At 70.0% G+C, this 20,859-nt stretch carries 19 protein-coding genes, 2 tRNA genes and 1 pseudogene; 8 read left to right on the forward strand and 14 right to left on the reverse strand.

Annotated elements, in window-relative coordinates; translation table 11 throughout:
- The first annotated feature begins 7 nt into the window (after positions 1-7).
- Complete coding sequence (locus ACQ143_RS02155) at positions 8-736, forward strand: alpha/beta fold hydrolase (RefSeq protein WP_449569075.1); 729 nt, start codon at positions 8-10, stop codon at positions 734-736.
- Positions 737-866: 130 nt separating this feature from the next.
- Positions 867-1,127, forward strand: coding sequence for a 30S ribosomal protein S20 (gene rpsT / locus ACQ143_RS02160; RefSeq protein ID WP_449569076.1), 261 nt, complete (start codon positions 867-869; stop codon positions 1,125-1,127).
- 74 nt (positions 1,128-1,201) lie between these two features.
- On the opposite strand, the gene holA is transcribed toward rpsT, so the two are convergent.
- From holA to pabB, 5 genes are all read right to left on the reverse strand, one after another.
- Positions 1,202-2,236, reverse strand: a complete 1,035-nt coding sequence (gene holA, locus ACQ143_RS02165) for a DNA polymerase III subunit delta (protein WP_449569077.1) — start codon at positions 2,234-2,236, stop codon at positions 1,202-1,204.
- A 9-nt stretch (positions 2,237-2,245) separates the two neighbouring features.
- Positions 2,246-4,570, reverse strand: a complete 2,325-nt coding sequence (locus ACQ143_RS02170; RefSeq protein WP_449569078.1) for a ComEC/Rec2 family competence protein — start codon at positions 4,568-4,570, stop codon at positions 2,246-2,248.
- Positions 4,567-5,133 carry a helix-hairpin-helix domain-containing protein gene (locus ACQ143_RS02175; protein WP_449569079.1) on the reverse strand — a complete coding sequence of 189 codons (567 nt, stop codon included), beginning with the start codon at positions 5,131-5,133 and terminating at the stop codon, positions 4,567-4,569. Before ACQ143_RS02175 ends, ACQ143_RS02170 begins: the two co-directional genes overlap by 4 nt.
- A gap of 89 nt (positions 5,134-5,222) precedes the next feature.
- Complete coding sequence (gene leuS / locus ACQ143_RS02180; RefSeq protein WP_449569080.1) at positions 5,223-7,814, reverse strand: leucine--tRNA ligase; 2,592 nt, start codon at positions 7,812-7,814, stop codon at positions 5,223-5,225.
- A gap of 61 nt (positions 7,815-7,875) precedes the next feature.
- Positions 7,876-9,192, reverse strand: coding sequence for an aminodeoxychorismate synthase component I (gene pabB / locus ACQ143_RS02185; RefSeq protein ID WP_449569081.1), 1,317 nt, complete (start codon positions 9,190-9,192; stop codon positions 7,876-7,878).
- 42 nt (positions 9,193-9,234) lie between these two features.
- Between pabB and ACQ143_RS02190 the strand changes: the two genes are divergently transcribed.
- Genes ACQ143_RS02190 through ACQ143_RS02200 form a run of 3 tightly spaced genes read left to right on the forward strand, consistent with a single transcriptional unit; the run spans position 9,235 to position 11,717 of the window.
- The gene (locus tag ACQ143_RS02190) at positions 9,235-9,927 is read left to right on the forward strand and encodes a DedA family protein (RefSeq protein WP_449569082.1); all 693 of its coding nucleotides are present in this window, start codon (positions 9,235-9,237) and stop codon (positions 9,925-9,927) included.
- A gap of 4 nt (positions 9,928-9,931) precedes the next feature.
- A complete protein-coding gene (locus tag ACQ143_RS02195; protein ID WP_449569083.1) occupies positions 9,932-10,966 on the forward strand; it encodes an App1 family protein in 1,035 nt (344 codons plus the stop codon).
- A 40-nt stretch (positions 10,967-11,006) separates the two neighbouring features.
- Positions 11,007-11,717, forward strand: a complete 711-nt coding sequence (locus ACQ143_RS02200; protein ID WP_449569084.1) for an SOS response-associated peptidase — start codon at positions 11,007-11,009, stop codon at positions 11,715-11,717.
- 31 nt (positions 11,718-11,748) lie between these two features.
- Here the strand turns inward: ACQ143_RS02200 and ACQ143_RS02205 are convergent.
- Positions 11,749-11,824: transfer RNA gene (locus ACQ143_RS02205), tRNA-Ala, on the reverse strand.
- A gap of 546 nt (positions 11,825-12,370) precedes the next feature.
- Between ACQ143_RS02205 and ACQ143_RS02210 the strand changes: the two are divergent.
- Positions 12,371-12,550 (forward strand): annotated as a pseudogene (locus ACQ143_RS02210) (transposase); the annotation flags it as partial.
- A gap of 112 nt (positions 12,551-12,662) precedes the next feature.
- Positions 12,663-13,931, forward strand: coding sequence for an IS256 family transposase (locus tag ACQ143_RS02215; protein WP_449569085.1), 1,269 nt, complete (start codon positions 12,663-12,665; stop codon positions 13,929-13,931).
- Between the two features lie 177 nt (positions 13,932-14,108).
- On the opposite strand, the gene ACQ143_RS02220 is transcribed toward ACQ143_RS02215, so the two are convergent.
- A complete protein-coding gene (locus ACQ143_RS02220; protein ID WP_449569086.1) occupies positions 14,109-15,173 on the reverse strand; it encodes an IS110 family transposase in 1,065 nt (354 codons plus the stop codon).
- 306 nt (positions 15,174-15,479) lie between these two features.
- Between ACQ143_RS02220 and ACQ143_RS02225 the strand changes: the two genes are divergently transcribed.
- Positions 15,480-16,364, forward strand: a complete 885-nt coding sequence (locus ACQ143_RS02225) for a CPBP family intramembrane glutamic endopeptidase (protein WP_449569087.1) — start codon at positions 15,480-15,482, stop codon at positions 16,362-16,364.
- 166 nt (positions 16,365-16,530) lie between these two features.
- Here the strand turns inward: ACQ143_RS02225 and ACQ143_RS02230 are convergent, their stop codons facing one another.
- The 7 genes from ACQ143_RS02230 to ACQ143_RS02260 all read right to left on the reverse strand — a co-directional run bounded on the left by ACQ143_RS02230 (position 16,531) and on the right by ACQ143_RS02260 (position 20,820).
- A complete protein-coding gene (locus ACQ143_RS02230; RefSeq protein ID WP_449569088.1) occupies positions 16,531-16,770 on the reverse strand; it encodes a hypothetical protein in 240 nt (79 codons plus the stop codon).
- An 82-nt stretch (positions 16,771-16,852) separates the two neighbouring features.
- Positions 16,853-16,928, reverse strand: a tRNA-Ala gene (locus ACQ143_RS02235).
- 67 nt (positions 16,929-16,995) lie between these two features.
- Positions 16,996-17,373, reverse strand: coding sequence for a ribosome silencing factor (rsfS, locus tag ACQ143_RS02240; protein WP_449569089.1), 378 nt, complete (start codon positions 17,371-17,373; stop codon positions 16,996-16,998).
- Positions 17,370-18,692: a hypothetical protein gene (locus ACQ143_RS02245; RefSeq protein ID WP_449569090.1), complete on the reverse strand. Its 1,323-nt coding sequence runs from the start codon at positions 18,690-18,692 to the stop codon at positions 17,370-17,372. Before ACQ143_RS02245 ends, rsfS begins: the two co-directional genes overlap by 4 nt.
- Entirely contained in the window at positions 18,689-19,285 is a 597-nt protein-coding gene (nadD, locus tag ACQ143_RS02250; protein WP_449569091.1) for a nicotinate-nucleotide adenylyltransferase, read from the reverse strand. Before nadD ends, ACQ143_RS02245 begins: the two co-directional genes overlap by 4 nt.
- Before the next feature lie 9 nt (positions 19,286-19,294).
- Positions 19,295-19,516: a hypothetical protein gene (locus ACQ143_RS02255; RefSeq protein WP_449569092.1), complete on the reverse strand. Its 222-nt coding sequence runs from the start codon at positions 19,514-19,516 to the stop codon at positions 19,295-19,297.
- Between the two features lie 44 nt (positions 19,517-19,560).
- On the reverse strand, positions 19,561-20,820 hold the full coding sequence (locus ACQ143_RS02260) for a glutamate-5-semialdehyde dehydrogenase (RefSeq protein WP_449569093.1): 1,260 nt from the start codon (positions 20,818-20,820) through the stop codon (positions 19,561-19,563).
- Between the last annotated feature and the right edge of the window lie 39 nt (positions 20,821-20,859).

A 20,859-nucleotide genomic window follows, 5' to 3' on the forward strand; every position in this document is an offset into this window, starting at 1 on the left:
TGACGTCATGACAGTCCAGGTCGTGCTGGTCCACGGCATCCGGACCTCGGCGACCATGTGGCGTGCGCAGCAGGCGTATCTCGACGAGCGGGGCACGCCGTCGGTGGCCGTGGATCTGCCGGGACACGGCACCCGGCTCGGTGAGACGTTCACCCTGGACGGGGCGCTGGCGACCATCGACGAGGCCGTCCGGCAGGCTGCGGCCGCCGGGCCGGTGCTGCTGGTGGGACATTCCATGGGCGGTCTCTTGTCGGCCTCCTACGTCGGCGACGAGTCCCGTCCGCCTGTCACCGGGTTCGTGGCCGCGTCGTGCACGGCGATCCCCCGCGGGGTGGGGCTGGCCGCATACCGCGCGCTCGCCCGCGGCTTCAACCGGCTGCCCGGTCGCGGGCAGTGGCTCACCGACCGCGTGCTCGCCGGCACCCTGCCGCCGGAGACCCGCGCGGACTTCGGCGCCGGCGGCTACGCGTACGACGCCCAGGACGTCGCCCTGGCGAGCCTGTCCGTGCTCGACCTGCTCGCCGCGCTGCGCCGCATCGACGTGCCGACCTGGTTCGTGAACGGCCAGTACGATCAGCTGCGCGTCAACGAGAAGCTGTTCGTGTCCCAGGTGCCGGATGCCGAGCTGCTCGTGGTGCCGCGCACCACGCACCTGGTCACCGCCATGCGTCCGCGGGTGTTCAACGCCGTCCTGGGTGTGGCGCTCGCGACGCTCGAGGCGGCGGGGCGCGAGTGAAAGCCCAGACCTGGTAGACTCAGGGATTGGCTTGCGTGTGGGTTTCCTCCCTCACACGACCGCCGTGGGGCAGCCCTCTTCTGCCGCTCGGCACCTCCACCGATAACTCCGAACGAAAGATACGTCTCACGTGGCGAACATCAAGTCGCAGATCAAGCGCAACAAGACCAATGAGAAGGCGCGCGAGCGCAACAAGGCCGTCAAGAGCCAGCTGAAGACCGAGGTGCGCCGCACCCGCGAGGCCATCGCCGCCGGCGACAAGGCCGCTGCCGAGAAGGCTCTCGCCGTGGCGACCAAGAAGCTCGACAAGGCTGTGAGCAAGGGCGTCATCCACGAGAACCAGGCCGCGAACCGCAAGTCGTCGATCGCGAAGCAGGTCGCCGCTCTCTGAGCCGCATACCCGTGTGAAAGGCCCGTCCCTCCGGGGCGGGCCTTTCACGTTGCCCGAGACGGATGCCGGGCGCCTCAGGCGCCGTAGGGCGCACGCGTGGCCACGACCGTGACCAGACGCTCGACGGCGAACACGGGGTCGCGTGACGCGCCCTTGACCTCGGCGTCGGCGCGCGCGGCCGCCTGGATCGCGATGGCCAGCGCCGCCTGGTTCCAGCCGACGAGGTCACGCCGGGCGCGATCGACCTGCCAGTCCTTCATGCCCAGGCGGGTCGCGAGTGCGCGGGACGGTTCCCGGTTGCCGGCGACACGGGCCATCGTCCGCAGTTTCGACGCGATCGCGGCGACGAGGGGCACAGGATCGGCGCCGGCCGCCAGGGCGTGACGCAGGGCGATGAGCGCGTCACCGTACCGGCCGGCGATCGCAGTGTCGGCGACCGTGAAGGCCGTCGCCTCGACCCGGCCCCCGTAATAGCGCTCGACGACCTGTTCACCGATGTCGCCCGGCACGTCGGCGATCAGCTGCTGGCACGCGGCTGCGAGTTCGGTGACATCGTCGGCGAACGCCGAGACCAGCGCACGCAGCGCGGCCGGCGCAATCCGGCGCCCCGCGGCCGAGAACTCACCGGCGGCGAAGTCGAACTTGTCGGAGTCGCGCTTGATCGCCGGGCACGCCACCTCGACGCCACCGCCGGTGCCGGCGCGGATGGCGTCGAGGAGCTTCTTACCGCGCACGCTCGCCCCGGTGTGACGCAGGATCACGGTGGCACCGTCCTGCGGCGTCTGCAGGTACGCGAGAGCCTCGGTCAGGAACGTGTCGCTGCACTTTTCGACACCGCTCACGCGCACGAGCCGCGGTTCACCGAACAGGGACGGGGAAGTCAGCCCTAGCAGACTGCCGGACTCATAATCGTCGGCGCGCAGGTCCGACACCTCGAGGCTGGGGTCCTCGGCGCGCAGGTAGTCACGGATGCCGCTGATCGCGCGTTCCGCGCAGACCTCTTCGGGCCCGGAGACCAGGACGATGGGCGCCGGCTGGGGCGCACGCCACGACAGCTGTGGAATCGCCGCGGCGGAGCGCGCGGCGGGTCGGCGCGGGGCGGGCGTCATTGCTCCAGCCTACCCAGCGGCGGCGACATCACCGGCCGTGCGGGAGCGCCACAGCCTCAACCGCCCGTCCTCCTGCCAGACCGCGAGGTCACCGGCGAGATCGGTGCGGACGACGCGCGCCCCGAGCGAACGGAGGGTGCTCAGGATCTCGGTGCGCGGATGGCCGTAGTCGTTCTCCCCCACGGTCACCATCGCCAGCGGTGCGTGCAGGCGCCGGTAGAGCTCGGGTGCCTGGTCGGCACTGCCATGATGGGCCACCTTCACCACGGCGACGTCCCGGGGCACCCGGCCGCCCGCGAGCAGCGCGCGTTGCGCGGCGGCGGACAGGTCGCCCAGGAACACGCTGCGGGGCACGCCGCCCCCGGCGATGGCGATGATGACGCTCGCGTCGTTGCCCGCCGGGTGGACGGGGTCCCGCGGCCGGGGCCAGAGCACCTCCCACCGGGCCCGACCGAGCGTCCCGGTCAGTCCGGCATGGGCGGGCCGCAGGTCGGCACCCCGGTCGTGGAGTCGCGTGAGCAGGCGCTGGTCGGCGGGCCCGGCGGTCGGTCCGTGCAGCACGGTCGTCACGCGCCCGGCGACGGCCTCGATGCCGCCGCGGTGATCGGCGTCGAAATGAGTGAGCACCAGCAGGTCGATGGTGCCGACGCCGAACCGGTCCAGGCAGCGCGCCAGCGGGGCCGGATCGGGGCCGGTGTCGATCAACGCGATCGCATCGCCGGAGCGGACGAGCACGGCATCACCCTGGCCCACCTCGCACGCCGCGACCGTCCACGCCGCCGGGCTCGCAGCCCGGTCCACGATCCCGGCGACGGGTCCCGCTGCGACGCCGGCGCCGGCCAATCCCGCCAGCACAAGGACGCCCACGCGCCGCATGCGTGCCGGGCCCGGCACCACCACGGCCAGAACGGCGGCGCCGAGCAGGGTCAGCAGTGCCAGCCCGGGCAGCCCCTCCGGCCACGGGACAGAAGCGGCCGGCAGCTGTGCCAGGGTGGTGGCGGTCGCCGCGATCCAGGCGGCGGGCAGCCATGCGATGAGCGCGATGCCGGCGCCGAGCCCGGGTACGGTGGCCAACAGGCAGGCCAGCAGCCCCACGACGGTGCCGACGGGCGCCGCGGGCGCCGCGAGCATGTTCGCGACGACCCCGTACAGCGGGACCCGCGGATCGATGAGGACCAGCAGCGGGCCGCACGCCAATTGGGCGGCCAGCGGCACGGCCACCGCCAGGGCGACGGGCCGTGGCATCCACCGCGCGAGTCCGTCGGTCAGGGGGCCGGCCGCCAGCAGCAGGGCACCGGTCGCGGCGGTGGACAGGGCGAAGCCCAGCGAGGCGGCGAGCCAGGGGTCGAGGACCAGCAGGACGGCGACCGCCAGAGCGAGCACGGAGACGCCCGCTCCGGGGCGGCCGAGCAGCACGCCGAGCATGGCGATGGCGGCCATGGTGGCGGCCCGGACAACACTCGGCTCGGGTGAGACCAGGATGACGAACGCCGTCAGCGTCGTCAGGCCCGCCGCGACACGGACCGCGCGCGGCGCTCCGCACAGGGCGGCGACGGCGAAGGCGATCCCGACGACCAGTGCGCAGTTCGCCCCGGACACGGCGGTGAGGTGGGACAGCGACGTCGTCTTCATGTCGGCGTCGAGGGCGCTTGTCACCGCCGAGGTGTCGCCGACGGCCAAGCCGGACACGAGGCCCGCCGCGGGCTGCGGCAGTCCCGCCACGGACCGCTGCAGGCCGGTGCGCAGCGCGGCGGCGACCTGAAGCGGCCCCTGCGGTGGTTCCCGGACCTGCGGTGCGCCGATGCTGCGCAGGACGAGCACCTCTCGCCGCCCGGCGTCGGCGGGGAACGTCGTACCGCGCACGGTGACCGCCGCGCCCAGGTCGAGACCGGCGGCCACCTCGTCGGTGCGCACCTGGATCGGCACGGTGCCGGTGTGCGTGCGCGTGCCGTAGGCGATGCGGTGGGTGTGCGCGTCGAACCGCCAGCCGGTGCCGCTGCGCTCCATCTTGCCGACCACGACGGCCTCGACCTCCAGCACGCGACCTCCGGCGTGGTCGAGCGACAGGACGGCGGAGCGGTGCGGCTGGGCCAGGGCGACGTGTGCGGCGGCCGCGCCCGCGACGGCCAGGGCGACCGCCGCGAGTGCCCACACGGTGCGCCGCTTCGGCCGGTACCGCGCGAGCCCCAGGGACGCCGCGCAGCCCACCGCTGCCGCGATGGCGATACCCGCGGCGGCCGCGGGCAGGTGGATGCCGGCCGCCGCGGCCACCCAGGCGCAGACGGCGATCGGGACCAGCCGGAGGTCCCGGCGCCGCAGGCCGCGTGCGCTCACACCCGCACCTGATCGCGCAGCGCCGCGAGCACCTTCTCACCGATGCCCGCGACGGCCAGCAGGTCGTCCACGCTCGTGAACCGGCCGTGCTCTTCGCGCCATGCGATGATGCGCGCGGCGAGGGCCGGGCCGATGCCGGGCAGGGCCTCGAGGGCGGCGGCGTCTGCGCCGTTCAGATCGATGCGGCCGTCACCGGCGCCGGGAGAGACGGTCTCCCCCGCGGCACCGACATGCAGCTGCTCCCCGTCGCCGATCAGCCGTGCCAGGTTGACCGCGGACGGGTCGGCGTCGTCCGCGAACCCGCCGGCGGCGGCGATCGCATCCACGACGCGCGCGCCCTCGGCCAGCCGGTACAGGCCGGGGCGTGCCACCGCGCCGGACACGTGCACGTACACGACCGTGGCCGACACGGCGACATCGGGCTCGGGCAGCTCCTCGACGGTGGCCGTCGCCGTGCGCACCAGCCCGATCGCGACGGTGACGGCCACTGCGACCAGCACCGCGACCACGGCGGCGCCGACGCCCAGGCGCCGGGCACGACCAGGCTCCGTCGGTCCGCTCACCGCGCCAGACTGGCATCCGCTGTCGCCGCCGATGACCCGTGCCGACGGATCTGCGGACGGACCGCCGAAATCGGCGACTGGGGAGGAGGCTACGCGGTGGTGAAGCTCACGACCTTCGGGGCGCGGACGACGGCGCGGGCGATCTCACGCCCGGCCAGCGACCGCAGCACCTTCTCGTCGGCGCGCGCGATGCGCTCCAGCTCGTCGGCGTCGATGCGGGCGGACACCTCGAGGGTGGCACGCACCTTGCCGTCGATCTGCACCACCGCCGTGACGGTGTCGTCCACCAGCAGCGTCGGATCGGGCTGGCGCCAGGTCGCCAGGCCCACGAACGGCTCGTGGCCGAGCATCGCCCACATCTCCTCGGCGGTGTGCGGCGCCATCAGATCCAGCACCATCGCGACCGCTTCAGCCGCTTCGCGCACGGCCGGGTCGGCCGGGCCGGGCGCCCCGTCGATGGCCTTGCGGATCGCGTTGACCAGCTCCATCAGCCGCGCGACGACGACGTTGAACTTCGTCTGCTCCACGAGCCCCGGAACCTCGGCCCACATCTTGTGGGTGACCCGGCGCAGCGCCGCGTCGCCTTCGGCCCAGACCACGTCCACGGGGCTGGACACATCGGCCGCGACTCGCAGCGCCCGCGCGAGGAACTTCGCCGCACCGGTTGTGGACACGTCCGCCCAGTCCTTGTCGTCCTCCACCGGTCCGGCGAAGGCCAGCGCCACGCGCAGCGCGTCGGCGCCGTGCTGTTCGAGCTCCTCCTGGAACAGGACGAGGTTGCCCTTGCTCTTGGACATCTTCGCGCCGTCGAGGATCACCATGCCCTGGTTGATCAGGCTCGAGAAGGGTTCGGTGAACTCCACCAGGCCCATGTCGAACAGGGCCTTGGTGATGAACCGGGCGTAAAGCAGGTGCAGGATCGCATGCTCGACACCGCCGATGTAGAAGTCGACCGGCCCCCACTTGTCGGCCTCCCGCTGCGAGAACGCCTCGCCGCTGTCGCCGGGCGAGAGGAACCGCAGGAAGTACCACGAGCTGTCGACGAACGTGTCCATCGTGTCGGGGTCGCGGCGCGCCGGCGCCCCGGTCTCCGGGTCGGTCGTGGTGACCCAGTCGGTGGCCGCACCCAGCGGCGAGGTGCCCTTCGGCTTGAGGTCGAGGCCGGCCGCCGGCGGCAGCTCGAGCGGCAGCTGCTCGTCGGGCACCGGCACGATGCGCCCGTCGTCGGTGTGCACCATCGGGATCGGCGTGCCCCAGAACCGCTGCCGGGAGATCAGCCAGTCGCGTAGGCGGTACGTCTTGGTGGCGCGCCCGGTGCCGTCGGCTTCGAGCTGCTCGATGACGCGCGCGATGGCGTTGCGCTTGCTCAGCCCGTTGAGGGCGCCCGAGTTGATCATCCGGCCCTCGCCGGTCAGCGCGACCCCGGTCTTGACCGGGTCGAGCTCGTCGAGCGCGCCCAGGTCGACACCCGGGTCGACCGGCACGCCGTCGTCGTCGACCTCGATCACGGGGACGGCGCCGGTGATCGGCGCGGTGGTGTCCACCACGACGCGCACCGGCAGGTCGAACGCGCGGGCGAAGTCGAGGTCGCGCTGGTCGTGCGCGGGCACCGCCATGACGGCGCCGTGGCCGTAGTCGGCCAGCACATAGTCGGCGGCCCAGATGGGCAGGCGCTCCCCATTGACGGGGTTGATCGCGTAGCGCTCCAGGAACACACCCGTCTTGGGTCGGTCGGCGGTCTGCCGCTCGATCTCACTGGTCTTCTGCACGCGGTCCAGGTAGTCCTGGAAGCGCATGCGCACCTCCGGCGACGCCTCGGCGGCGAGTTCGGCCGCGAGGTCACCGTCGGGGGCGACGACGAAGAACGTCGCGCCATGCAGCGTGTCGGGCCGGGTCGAGAACACGGTGACCTTCTCGGCGCGCCCCTCGATCTCGAAGTCGATGTCGGCGCCGACCGAACGGCCGATCCAGTTGCGCTGCATCTGCAGCACCTTGTGCGGCCAGGAGCCCTCGAGCTGGTTCAGGTCGTCCAGCAGCCGGTCGGCGTACTCGGTGATCTTGAAGTACCACTGCGTGAGCTTCTTCTTGATGACCTCGGCACCGCACCGCTCGCAGCGGCCGTCGACGACCTGCTCGTTGGCCAGCACCGTCTGGTCGTTCGGGCACCAGTTGACCGGGCTCTCCTTGCGGTACGCCAGGCCGCGCTCGTACAGCTTCTGGAACAGCCACTGGTTCCAGCGGTAGTACTCCGGGTCGCTGGTGTGCAGGACGCGGTTCCAGTCGAACGAGACGCCGTACTGCTTGAGGCTCGCCTTCTGCTGCGCGATGTTCGCGTAGGTCCACTCGCGCGGGTCGGAGCCGCGCTGGATGGCGGCGTTCTCGGCGGGCAGACCGAAGCTGTCCCAGCCGATCGGGTTGAGCACGTTGTACCCGCGGTGCCGCCAGAACCGGGCCACGATGTCGGAGTACAGGTAGTTCTCGGCGTGGCCCATGTGCAGGTCGCCGGACGGGTACGGGAACATCGCGAGGACGTACTTGCGCGGACGGGTGTCACTATCGTCGCCGGCGCGGAACGGGTCGGCCTGCGCCCAGAGCGTCTGCCACCGGTCCTGGATGGCGTGCGGGTCGAAGGCGGTGCCGTCGGCGGAGGCGGAGGTCACGGAGCTGTCGGTCGTGGACACGGAAAACCAATCTGGGAGCGGGTGCGAAGGCACGTCTCCCCAGATTACCGGACCGTCGTGCTCACCAGTCCGGCGGCAGAGCGGCCCCCAGCGCGGCCAGGGGCGCGCGCGCCTTCAGCGCGACCTCGGCGACCTCCGCGGCCGGCTCCGAGCCCCACGTGATGCCGCCGCCGGCGCCGACATAGGCGCCGCCGGGGTGGACGACGATCGACCGGATCACCATCGCCAGGTCGGCGGCGCCGTCGGCACCCACCCACCCGAACGCGCCGGCGAACACGCCGCGGGGGCCGTTCTCGAGGCGGTGCAGGATCGTCATCGCCGACAGCTTGGGGGCGCCGGTCATGCTGCCGGCGGGGAAGGCGGCGTCGATGATGTCGCCGAAGCGGATGCCGGGCCGCAGGCGTCCTCCGACCGAGCTGACCAGCTGGTGAACGGCGGGGTACGACTCCACCTGCAGGAGGGCTTCGGCGGCGACCGTGCCCGGCAGGCAGACCCGTTGCAGGTCGTTGCGCATGAGATCGACGATCATGACGTTCTCGGCACGCTCCTTGGCGCTGGCCAGCAGTTCCGCGGCCAGGGCGGCGTCGGCGGCCGGGCCGGCGCCGCGGGGGCGGGTGCCCTTGATGGGGTGGGTGCGCACGATGCCGTCGGCGATCTGCAGGAACCGCTCGGGACTGGCCGACACGAGCGTGAGGTCCCCGGCACGGATGAAGCCGGCGTGATGACTGGGGGTGGCCTCGCGCAGGGCGAGGAAGGCCGCCACCGGGTCGATCGATCCGGTCACCTCGAACCGCGTCGTCAGACACAACTGGTAGGCGTCTCCGGCGCGGATCGCGTCGCGGCAGCGTTCGATGAGCTCGGCATACGCCGCCGCGCTGTGCCGCGCCCGCACCCTCGCCGTCCCGCGAGCGGGAGCCGCCTGACGTGGGTGGGCGGCGCCACGGCGCGCCCAGTCCGCCACCCGCTCGGCGTAGCCGGCGAGGTCGTCGGCCGGGGCGACGGCCCACACCTGGCGCGCGCTGTGATCGAACGCCACGAAGCGGTCGACCGCCAGCCAGCGGGCCGTGCCGTCGCCGTCGACGGCGGCCGGTGCGCCGGCGCGCGCGGCGGCATCGTCGTACCCCAGCCAGCCGATCCACCCGCCGTGGAAGGCTCCGGGGAGGCCGGCACCGGCATCCATCGCCCGTCCCTGTGCGGCGCACACAACGTGGGCGGGCCCCGCCGACCGGGCCCCCTCCCCCAGCCAGCTCCACCCGTCGGCGGCCTCCGGGCCGGCGTCGAGCCAGAACGCATCGGCGGCGTCGGCAGGGCCGCCGGCGAACACCGTGGCCGGGTCGATCCAGGCGTCGAGGCTGCGCGCGGCGAGAACAGGGAGCACCCTCACAGGTTAGAGGGAAGGGGCAGGCTCTAGCCTTGAGCCGTGAATGAGATCCTCACGTCGTTGCTCGACGCCGTGCAGGCAGTCGACCCGGTCGTGCGGACCCTCATCGCGGGGCTGGCCATCATGCTGGAGACGAGTGTCCTGATCGGCCTCGTCGTCCCCGGCGACACCGTGGTGATCGTCGCCGGCACCGCGGTGTCCTCGCCCGTGGAGGCAGTCGTGCTGGTGGCCGTCGTGATCGTCGGCGCACTGGTCGGCGAGAGCATCGGATTCTTCCTCGGCCGGTGGCTGGGACCGCGCATCCGCTATTCGTGGATCGGCCGCAAGGTGGGCGACCACAAGTGGGAGCGGGCCGAGCTGTATCTGCGTCGCCGGGGCGGTCCGGCCATCTTCCTCTCCCGCTTCCTGCCGGTGCTGCACTCGCTCGTGCCGCTCACCGTGGGCATGAGCGGGTTCGCGTACCGCCGTTTCCTGTGGTGGACGGCTCCCGCCTGCCTGGTGTGGTCGGTGGCCTACGTCGGCGTGGCGATGGCCGCGGCCGGCTCCTACCGCGAGCTGGCCTCCCGGGTGCATTCGGCCGGGTACCTGTTCGTCGGCATCATCGTCCTCTTCCTCGTCCTGGTGTGGCTCGTCAAGCGGATCATCGTCGCGCGGGAGGCCCGCCACTTCCGTCCGGACGACGAGCCGGCGGTCCGGGAACCAGATCATTCCCAGGGCGGCATGCAACACTGAGGTGATGTCCTCTTCACCCGATCCGGACACGAAGGTGCTCTGGCTTGCGCGCCTCGAGTACCGTCTGCACGCCTGGCGCGAGCGCCGCGCACGCCGACGCGGCCACCGGCCCACTGTCGCCGCCTTCCCCGGCTACGGCACCCAGACCTGGGTGCGGGTCCTGGGGCGTGTGCTGATCGTGCCGCCGCAGCCACCCCGCGACGGGGGCGAGTATGCGGGCGTGCGTGGCTGGCGCAGTTTCGCCGCCGTGCCCATCGGGTTCGCCCAGGTGTCGATCACGATCGCCGGCACGACGCATGAGGTGGTGGCCGATCGCGGTGGTGTCGTCGACGTCCGACTGGCGGCGGAGCTGGAGCCCGGCTGGCAGAAGATCACCATGTCGGTCGAGGGGTCTGAGCCCGTGGAGTCGCGCGTGTTCATCGTCGGCGCGGACACCCGCTTCGGCGTCGTGTCGGATGTGGACGACACGGTCATGGTGACGGCGCTGCCCCGTCCGTTGGTGGCCGCGTGGAACTCGTTCGTCGTCAACGAGCATGCCCGCCAGCCGGTGCCCGGCATGGCCGTGCTGCTGGAGGGCATCGTCCGCGACAACCCGGGCACTCCCATCGTGTACCTGTCGACCGGGGCGTGGAACGTCGCGCCGACCCTGGAACGGTTCCTGCGCCGCCACCTGTTCCCCATGGGGGCGATGCTGCTGACCGACTGGGGCCCGACGCACGACCGCTGGTTCCGCAGCGGCAAGGCGCACAAGCACAAGAACCTGCGGCGGCTGGCCGAAGAGTTCCCCGATGTGAAGTGGCTGCTCATCGGCGACGACGGCCAGCACGACGACGACCTCTACACGTCGTTCACGGCGGAGTTCCCCGACCGTGTCGCAGCGGTCGCGATCCGGCGCCTCACGCCGGCCGAGGCGGTGCTCGCCGGTGGCCGCACGGCCGTGGACCACCACACGGCGGCCGCTGTGCCGTGGGTGACCGGCGACGACGGTGCCGCGCTGCGCGAGCGCCTGGCCGACGTCGGGGTGCTCCCGGTCAACTGACCGGCCCCGGGTGTCGGCGCCCGCGCGTACGCTGATCGGTATGTGCGGACGTTTCGTCGTGGCCGATGTCGGTTCCGAGCTGGTCGGGGTGCTGCGCGTCGACGTGGCCGGGGATGACCTGCCCGCGCCCTCGTTCAACGTGGCCCCGACCGATCAGGTGGCGATCGTGCTCGACTCCACCAAGACCGAACCGCCCACCCGGCGGCTCGAGTCCGCGCGCTGGGGCCTGGTGCCGTCATGGGCGAAGGACCCGTCGATCGGACCGCGGGCCATCAACGCCCGTGCCGAAGACGTCGAGGACAAGCCGATGTTCCGGCAGGCGCTGATCAAGCGGCGTGCCGTGATTCCGGCGTCCGGCTACTACGAGTGGAAGACCTTCGAGGGGGTGAAGACGCCGCACTACATCCACCCCGCCGACGGCTCGCCGCTGCTGTTCGCCGGTCTGTACGAATGGTGGCGCGATCCGAGCAAGGCCGACGACGACGCGACGCGCTGGTTGCTGAGCTTCACCATCCTGACCCGTGATGCGGTCGGGTCGCTGGGTTCCATCCACGACCGGATGCCGCTGTTCGTCGACCCGGACTACGCCGACGCGTGGCTCGACCCGACCACCGACAACGTCGGCGACGTGCTGGATGCCGCGATCGACGCCGCGCCCGCCCTGGCGGACACGCTGGAGGCGTACGTGGTCGACCGGGCGGTGGGCAACGTCCGCAACAACGCGCCGCACCTGATCGAACCGGTGGCCTGAAAACACGAAATCCCCGGATGAACCGGGGATTTGGTGGACCTGAGGGGACTCGAACCCCTGACCCCCTGCATGCCATGCAGGTGCGCTACCAGCTGCGCCACAGGCCCGGATGGTCTCGCGGATGCCCAAAACCCTCGGAATCTTGCGCTTCGGCTTCACTCCGGTGGTGCTGAGAGACAGCTTACGCGACTGGCCTTCGATGGATCTGGACGCGCTTGGAGGGATCTCGAAGTATCTGAACCGTCGAGTAAGTGTCGACATCTCGAGTCCGGGCCGATCGGGTGCTGGTGGGCGGGTGCGCACCTTCCCGATGAAGACGGGAGATCGAAATGAACAGCACCACCCCCGCATCATTCGATGCGATGGCACCACCGGTGGAACAGCGCTGGATGAGCATCGTCTTCATGCAGGGCGAAGAAGCCGACGCCGTGCTCGACATGATCGATAAGGACGGACCCGACACCGCAATCCAGCATCTGTCCCAGTGGGACTTCGGCGACGAGACGAGGGATGCCGCACTGGTCAATGGTTACGTCTACGAGGAGATCGCTCAGAGTCCGACAGACCGGGTCGTTCGAGATGAGTCTTCCGAGTATGCGTTCACGTACAACAAGCAGTTCGGATACGTCTCGCTACTCCGCCGCTTCGATCTCGTGCCGTTCCTGGACTGGGACGTCGAGATCGGCCGCATCATCTGCAGCACCAACGCGATCGAGTCGCTCAACGCGAGATACCGGCGCGCAGTGCGCGCACGAGGGCACTTCCCGAACGATGCCGCCGCACTGACGTGCCTCTACCTCGTGACCCGCTCACTTGACCCGACAGGTCGCGGGGTGCGTCTCGTAGCGTGGTGTCACTTCCCGCGGGGTCCTCGTCGTCGTTGACGTAGGAGGGTCATCGTGGGAGACCTGTTGTTCCGCCAAGAACCACGAAAGTGACCCCACGATGACCCACGACCAGTCTGCCCTGACGACCCTGATCGGCGAAGTCCTCGCCGATCCCGACCTGGCCCACTCGGATGTGTTCCGCCGGATGCTGCAGGCCGGCCTGCAGGACCTGATCAATGCGGAGGCGACGGCGAAGATCGGCGCGGCTCCGCATGAGCGCACTCCGGAGCGGACGACCCGTCGCAACGGGGTCCGACCGAAGCTGCTCGCGACCCCGGCCGGGGAGGTGGATCTGGCGATCCCGAAGCTGCGGGAGGGGTCGTTCTTCCCGAGTCTGCTCTCCCCGCGGCGCCGTGTGGACAAGGCGCTCTACGCGGTGATCTGCCAGGCCTGGATCGACGGGGTGAGCACTCGGAAGGTCGACCAGCTGGTCCGGGCCCTGGGCAACGACACCGGTATCAGCCGGTCGACCGTGTCGAGGATCTGCGGCGAGATCGACGAGGCGGTGCAGGAGTTCCTGCACCGGCGGATCGATCACACCTGGTTCCCGTACCTGTTCCTGGACGCCACCTACCTCGACGTCCGCCACCGCGGCCGCGTCGTCTCCCAGGCCCTCGTCGTGGCCACCGGCGTCTCGGGCGAGGGGCGCAGGGAGATCCTCGGGATGGCGCTCGGCGACGCGGAGACCACGGACTTCTGGACCGAGTTCCTCCGCGGCCTGCGCGACCGCGGGTTGAAGGTCGCCACCGACGCCGACCCGCTCGGCGTCGCTTTGGTCACCTCCGACGCGCACGCCGGCCTGAAAGCGGCGGTCAAAGCGATCCTGCCCGGGAGCGGGTGGCAGAGATGCCGAGTCCATTTCGCCCGCAACATCACCCAGAAGATCGGCTCCGCCCGCTCCAAGCCCGTCAACGCGCTGATCTCCACGATCTACGCGCAGACCACCTCAGAGGCCGTGCTCGCCCAATACCAGGCCGTCACCGACAGCCTCCGCGGCTCATTCCCGGAGATCGCGGCCATGCTCGAGGCAGCCGAACCCGACCTCACCGCGTTCGCACCACTGCCGCGGGAGCACTGGCAGAAGGTGTGGTCCAACAACCCGATCGAACGTCTCAACCGGGAGATCAAACGCCGCGCCGACGTCGTGCAGATCTTCCCGGACCGCGACTCCGTGACGCGCCTGATCGGCGCCGTCCTGCAAGAGCAGCACGAGGAATGGGGCTACGGCGAACGCCGCTACTTCTCCGACATCTCCATGCGCAAGCTCGCCCACACCCTCCACGACCACACCGAGCAGCCCCACCCCGAGCTCTACCTCACCGCCTGACCATCACCCGACACAGGAGACAACCGGAGTGACACCACTTCATGGGACTTGACCAGGTCGCGGCAGGGCACACTGGGCCACGAGATGGAAGCCGGCGCTGAACGCGTTCGCGATCGCCTTCGAAGGCCGAATCAACTAATGACCGCTCGACCAGATCCACCGACGGTCCTATAGAAGTCAAGTAAGTCCGAGGTCGATTCTGAGGTCGTGATAGACCTCGCGGGCGATGAAGCGTTTGAGGCAGCGGATCGTGTCCTTCTTCGAGAGGCCTTCCGCGAGCCGTCGGCTGACGTAGTCGATCGTGGGCTGGTGGTAGCGCATGCGGCAGACGGCGATCATGTAGAGCGCGGCGTTCGCCTGACGATCGCCACCTCGATGCAGTCTCATGCGATGCGTCTTGCCCGATGAGACGGGTATCGGTGCAACGCCGCAGAGCCTGGCGAATGCCGCTTCGGAGTGAAGCCGGTCAATGTTCTGCCCCGCGGTGATCAGCAGCTGCGCGGCATGGCCGGGACCGATCGCTAGCTTCGAGATGAGCGTGGGCGCGCAACGCTCGACAAGTTGCTTCAGCGCGGTGTCGGCCTCGGCGATCTCTTCGTCGAGCATCTGGATCCGTCGGGCCAGGGTGCGCAGAGCACGCTTGGTGGCCTGCAGCGGCTCATCGAGACGACTCAGGTCAGGTCGCAGTCCTGAGCATCGTGCGACGAGCACCATCGCGGATCGTTCGGTGAGTTGTTCTCGCAGCTTCGCGGGAGCGGTGACCAGCAGGCTCCGCAATTGGACGAGTGTTCTCGTTCTGGAACGAACCGCGGATTCACGGGCCAGTCGCAGCACCCGAATTGATTCCACCACGCCGGTGGTGATCTTCGGCACCGCGGTGGCCTGGCCGGACAGCGCTTTGCGTGCTGCGGCCTCGGCATCGATCGCGTCGTCCTTTCCGCGGCGGGCTCGCAGGTGCGGATGCGGCTGATTGACCTCGACGACATCGATGCCGGCGGCCAGGAAGAACCGTGTGATTCCTGCCGCGTAGGAACCGGTGGATTCGATGCCGACCTTGTCGACCACGCCAAACCCGGCGAGCCAGTCCAGTGCGTCGCGATAGCCGCGTGAGGACGCCGGGAATGGATGATCGCCGAGCATCTTCCCGTTCGCGTCGAGCGCGACGACGTGATGGGTGTCGGCATGCGCGTCGATACCGCCGATGACGAACACGGCTTGCGTTGCGCGCGCGTTGCTACTCATGCTGGTGACGTCTCCCTTCAATAGGGATGACCTCGCCGGGCCGGGCGGACACAACAATGACGAGTCATTGGTCGAGCAAGGTCCTATGAAGTCACGTCCCGCCCGGTCCGGCCACCCGGAACGAGTGCGCCCCCGGACGGGCCGACCGGTCGGTGTCAGGACAACAGCCCAAGGGCCGCGTCAGTTAATCGGGAGGTCAGGCCCGCCCGGAACCGCATGACCATCTTCATTGTTTATCGGACAGGCCCGAAAGTCCTAGTTGACGCTGTCAGCGGAAACCTCGCCGGCGCTCCGATACAGTAGAGCATGGCCACGCAGGAGCGACCAAACGTCGTCTGGAGGATTGGGATCGTCCTTCTGGGGACCGCCGCGATCTGGAGCCTGATGATTTGGGTCGGGTTGACCGTGTTCGACCGAACGATCAGCCCGCTCAGTCGCCTGGTCAGCGCTGTCATCGTCTTCGGTCTCGCTGTGCCGATGATCGTTCTCGCGCGCAAGCACCTGGACCGCAGACCCTGGTCCACACTCCGCGTCCAGGTCGGTCGTACCGCGTCGCGACCCTTCCTCATCGGAGTCACGTCGTTCCTTGTGCCATCCGCACTGGGCCTGACCGTCGCTCTTTCGGCCGGATGGGTGAGCGTCACCATTCGCGTGCCATGGTGGGAGCTGATCGCGTCGACCGCGTTCCTCATCGTGATGGTGCTCCTATTCGAAGCGATCCCGGAAGAACTCATCTTCCGCGGATATATCTACCGGAACCTGTCAGCTGCGATGGCTCCCATCGCAGCGGTCTTCATCCAGGCTGTGCTGTTCGCCGCCTTCGGTACCGCGCTCTGGGTGCTCACATCCGGATGGTCCGTATTGATCGAACGCGGAACGATCTTCCTCGCGATGGGCATCGTCGCCGGACTCCTCCGGCTCATCTCTGGCAACGTGTGGAACCCGATCGGGTTCCACCTCGCGTTTCAAGTCGTCGCGCAGACCCTGTTCGGACCCCTGATTGCCGTGAGTGACTCCGGCGCGGCGACCGTGTTCGCAATCGTCGTCGCCTTCGTCTTCGCAACCACCATCACCCTGTTGCTGACCCGTCGCCGGCCGAACTGGACCTCCCGCGAATCCGACGACGCACTCGGCGAAGCTCAAGAAGCGCGAACACGGGCGCCTGGTGCGAACGAGGACCGGCTCGCGTAGAACGGAGCCCCGCGTCCGCCGGGCTGTCGCGCTGCGGAGTGTGCGTCGCAACGTGTGTGCGCGATGGGACTGCGCCGCGCGATGACCGAACCGCAATCGCGCAGCGCGCGGACAGGGATCCATATAGGGGCAGTGCCCGTGAGCGGGGCGTCGGCGCGCGCACAGTCTATGAACTAGAACTTGAAAGCGAAGTTTCGGCGTGTTGATCAGCCGGGTTGGCCGCGTCGTTCTCGACTGTGGACACCCAGTTGCCTTCATCGTCACCGATACGCACCTGATTGGCTTCGAACTGTTGACGCACAGTCCACAGGTCCGAGCCCGCCCGATGCCTGCCGAGGAGCTCGTCGGCTGACCCCGTCAGATTGGCGGCGAGGAGACGCACCACAAGTTCATTGATCACGCTCACCAGAGAAGTGTCCAGTAAACGACTACCAAACATTCAAACTCCCTGTTCGGGGAGTGAAGTTTCGGTGCTTTACCGGGAGTTTTGGTGGACCTGAGGGGACTCGAACCCCTGACCCCCTGCATGCCATGCAGGTGCGCTACCAGCTGCGCCACAGGCCCTTGGTCGCCGCTCGCGGCAACCGTTCCAGACTACTACATCCTGGAGGGTGCTTCGAACCATCCCACCCTATTCGGCCGATTCCGGAGCCGGGACTGTGACGGGGATCGCCGGGCAGTCGCTCCACAGGCGCTCGAGGCCGTAGTAGGCCCGCTCCTCCTGGTGGAACACGTGCACGACGAGGTCGCCGAAGTCCAGGAGCACCCACCGGGCCTCGGACCGTCCTTCGCGGCGCAGGCACTTGTAGCCGGCCTCGAGCATCTTCTCTTCGACCGCGTCGGCGATGGCCGCCACCTTGCGTTCGTTGTCGCCGGTGACCAGCAGGAACGCGTCGACCAGCGGCAGCGGGTCGGACACGTCGAAGGCGACAAGGTCTTCGCCGCCCTTGCTGTCGGCGGCCGCGGCGGCCAGCTGGACGAGGTCGAAGGTCGACTCGGCCGCCGTCATCGGAACACTCCGGTCGCCAGAGCGACGATGAGCACACCGGCGAGGGCGAGTGCCAGCACCCCGGCGGTGATGGCCAGCGCCATCATCAGGCGGCTGCCCTTCTCGGGTGCGGGCGGCTTGATGATGTCCTCCGCGCTCTTGATCGTGCTGATGGCCGAGCTCGCGGCGATCGGCGTGGGCGACGACGCGGGCGGCAGCTCACCGTCGACGAGCGTCGCGTCGATCTCCTTGCCGTCCGACGTGCCGGGAGCCCGCCCGGTGGCGCCGTAGTTCTCGGGCAGGCTGAACGCACCGGTAATGAGCACTTCGCCGGTCGCCGTGATCGGCGACACGAGTGAGCCGGCCTCCGGTGTCTGCGACAGGATCAACGCATTGGGCACGGACAGCGACCCGGTCACGCTGCTGCTGCGCGTGAGCAACTGGTCGAAGGACGGGGGCTGCTCCGCGGTTCCGGTCGACCCGCCGACCAGCAGTCCCGCGCCGAAGGCGGCGCCCAGCACGCGGGGGCTCTCTGTCGGAACCGCATCGTCGACTGCTTCGTCCTCAGCGTCCACCGCGCCGTCGAGCGGGGTGTCGAGCGCCGGCTCGACATAGGCGATGACGGCCTCGTCGGCGGGGGGTTCGGCCTCGTGCGGCTCTTCGCCGGCGGGCTCCGCGTCGGTCGCCGCTGCCTCGGCATCCTGGGGTTCGGGTTCGGGGGTCGTGTCGGCGACGGGGTCGGGGTCCGCGTCCGTTGCCGATTCACCGGGCTCGTAGGCGGGCTCCGCCTCCTCGGATGCGGGTGTGAACGCAGCGTCCGGCTCGTCGCCGGCATCCTCGCCGCCGGCGGCGCGGTCTTCCGCGGCCTCCGGCGTGTCTGCGACCTCCGGCGTGTCTGCGGCGTCGGCGGCCTCCGCGGTCTCGTCACCCGTCGCGGCGGCGTCCTCGGCGGGAACGTCCTCCGTCGGGGCATCGTCGCGCACCGCGCCGGGGGTGTCGTACTCGGCCGGGGTGACGGCGGTCTCCCCCGGCGTCGCGGCCGGTTCAGCGGCATCCACCTCGGGGGTGATGACCGGGACGGACGCGGTCCGTAGCTTCTCCTGCAGACGGGCCTGCCGCCGGGTCAGCGCCGGCGCGTTGAGGTCGATCGTCTCGTCCGCGGCCGGCGGGGCGGGGACCTCGACGGGCTCGGCGGCACGCGGCAGCGGCGCCACGGGCGGCGCGGCCGGCGTCGGCACCTCGGTGTCGGCGGTGATGATCGGCGTGGAAGCCGTGTTCCGCAGCTCTCGCAGCTGCCGACGGGTCAGTTGCGGAGTGTCGGGCTGGTCGGGTGTGCTCATGCCTCGCTCCGGTAGAGGTGATGCTTAGCAATGTATTGGACGACGCCGTCAGGGACGAGATACCAGACGGGGTGTCCGCGACGCACGCGGTCTCGGCAATCGGTCGAGGAGATCGCCAGCGCGGGGATCTCGAGTACGCTCACAACGTCTTTCGGCAGGCCGGCTGTGCTCAGCACGTGACCGGGTCGGGAGACCGCGACGAAGTGTGCGAGATCCCACAGCTCATCATGGTCTCTCCAGCTGAGAATCTGCGCAACGGCGTCCGCACCGGAGATGAAGAACAGCTCCGCCCCCGGGTACACCTCGACCAGGTCCCGCAGCGTGTCGATCGTGTAGGTCGCGCCGGCGCGGTCGATGTCGACCCGGCTGACGGTGAACTGCGGGTTGGATGCCGTGGCGATGACAGTCATGAGGTAGCGGTGCTCGCTCGCCGTCACATCGCGCTTCTGATACGGGACGCCGGTGGGGACGAAGACCACCTCGTCCAGGTCGAACGACTGGGCGACCTCGCTCGCCGCGACGAGGTGACCGTGATGGATGGGGTCGAACGTTCCGCCCATCACCCCGATCCGCGCAGCGCGCGTCTGTGCCATCGGGGCGGCCTAGTGGTGGCCGTGTCCCGCCTGCTCGAGGTCGTGGCCGTGGGTCTGCGCATAGGCCTCTGCCTTGTGCGAATGGCGGTTCGCGACGTTGCGGTACGACAGGGTCACGGCACCCAGCAGCAGGAAGATGAGGAGCGCGACGACGCCGTAGCCGATGTTGTCGAAGAGGCCGACATGGTGCTCCTCGGTGGCGGCGAGGGCGACAATCGTGGCGAGGGTCATTCGGGCTCCGTTCGTTGCTCGGGTGGCACACCCAGTTTAGGTGGTCAGTGGCGGATCTGCCCGGCACCACGGGCGAGCCACTTCGTGCTCGTCAGTTCGGGCAGGCCCATCGGCCCGCGGGCGTGCAGCTTCTGGGTCGAGATGCCCACTTCGGCGCCGAAGCCGAACTCGCCGCCGTCGGTGAACCGGGTGGACGCGTTGGCCATCACCACGGCCGCGTCGACCTCGGCGAGGAAGCGCTCGGCGATCGCATCGTCGGCCGTGATGATCGACTCGGTGTGCTGGGTCGAATAGGTGCGGATGTGCGCCAGCGCGGCGTCGAGATTATCGACGACGCGCATCGACAGGTCGAGGCTCATGTGCTCGGTGGCCCAGTCGGCCTCATCGCCGGGCACGACACCGTCGGCGAGCTGCTGTGTTGCGGCGTCGCCGTGCACGGTGACCCCGGCATCCTGCAGCGCGGCGACCACCGGCGGCACGAGGCGCTCGGCGCCGTCGCGCAGCACCAGCACGGTCTCGACCGCGTTGCACACGCTCGGGCGCTGCACCTTCGCGTTGACGACGATGTCGCGGGCCCAGTCCAGGGGTGCGGTGGCATCGAGCACGATGTGCACGACACCGGCGCCGGTCTCGATGACGGGCACGCTCGATTCGGTCACCACCGTCTCGATCAGCTGGGCGCTGCCGCGCGGAACGAGCACGTCGACGATGCCGCGCGCCTGCATCAGCTCGCGGGCCCCGTCGCGGCCGAAGTCGTCGACGGTCTGGATCGCCTCGGGATCGATGCCCCGGTCGGCGAGGGCTCCGCGCATCACCTGCACCAGTGCGGCGTTGGACGACTGGGCGGCGGTCCCCCCGCGCAGGACGACGGCGTTGCCCGAGCGCAGTGCCAGGGCGGCGATGTCGACCGTCACGTTCGGCCGGGCCTCGTAGATCGATCCGATCACGCCGAACGGCACGGACACCTTCTGCAGACGCACGCCGTTGGGCAGCGTGCGCTCGTCGAGCACCCGGCCGACCGGGTCGGGCAGCGCGGCGACGTCGCGCACGGCCGCGGCCAGCGCCCGCACGCGGGTCTCGTCGAGCCGCAGCCGGTCCTGCAGCCCAGTGGACAGGCCGGTGGCACGTCCCCGCTCGAGGTCCTCCGCATTGGCGGCCACGATCTGCGGCACGGCCGCGTCGATCGCGTCGGCGATCGCACGCAGTGCGTCGGCCTTGTCCTGGTCGCCGAGCAGACCGATGCTGCGCGCGGCGGCCTTGGCGGCCAGCATGCGTTCGCGGGCGGTGGTGACAGTCGTGCTCATTCCGCCAGTCTAGCCAGCGCGCCGGCGGTCGGCCGCGCT

Source organism: Microbacterium pollutisoli (assembly GCF_053586795.1).

Bases quoted from the DNA above. Each gene is read 5' to 3' on its own strand.
- ACQ143_RS02225 (WP_449569087.1), top strand. From the start codon at position 15,480: ATGGCCACGCAGGAGCGACCAAACGTCGTCTGGAGGATTGGGATCGTC.
- rsfS (WP_449569089.1), bottom strand. From the start codon at position 17,373: ATGACGGCGGCCGAGTCGACCTTCGACCTCGTCCAGCTGGCCGCCGCG.
- nadD (WP_449569091.1), bottom strand. From the start codon at position 19,285: ATGGCACAGACGCGCGCTGCGCGGATCGGGGTGATGGGCGGAACGTTC.
- ACQ143_RS02220 (WP_449569086.1), bottom strand. From the start codon at position 15,173: ATGAGTAGCAACGCGCGCGCAACGCAAGCCGTGTTCGTCATCGGCGGT.
- ACQ143_RS02155 (WP_449569075.1), top strand. From the start codon at position 8: ATGACAGTCCAGGTCGTGCTGGTCCACGGCATCCGGACCTCGGCGACC.
- ACQ143_RS02260 (WP_449569093.1), bottom strand. From the start codon at position 20,820: ATGAGCACGACTGTCACCACCGCCCGCGAACGCATGCTGGCCGCCAAG.
- ACQ143_RS02200 (WP_449569084.1), top strand. From the start codon at position 11,007: ATGTGCGGACGTTTCGTCGTGGCCGATGTCGGTTCCGAGCTGGTCGGG.
- ACQ143_RS02245 (WP_449569090.1), bottom strand. From the start codon at position 18,692: ATGAGCACACCCGACCAGCCCGACACTCCGCAACTGACCCGTCGGCAG.
- ACQ143_RS02215 (WP_449569085.1), top strand. From the start codon at position 12,663: ATGACCCACGACCAGTCTGCCCTGACGACCCTGATCGGCGAAGTCCTC.
- holA (WP_449569077.1), bottom strand. From the start codon at position 2,236: ATGACGCCCGCCCCGCGCCGACCCGCCGCGCGCTCCGCCGCGGCGATT.
- ACQ143_RS02195 (WP_449569083.1), top strand. From the start codon at position 9,932: ATGTCCTCTTCACCCGATCCGGACACGAAGGTGCTCTGGCTTGCGCGC.
- ACQ143_RS02255 (WP_449569092.1), bottom strand. From the start codon at position 19,516: ATGACCCTCGCCACGATTGTCGCCCTCGCCGCCACCGAGGAGCACCAT.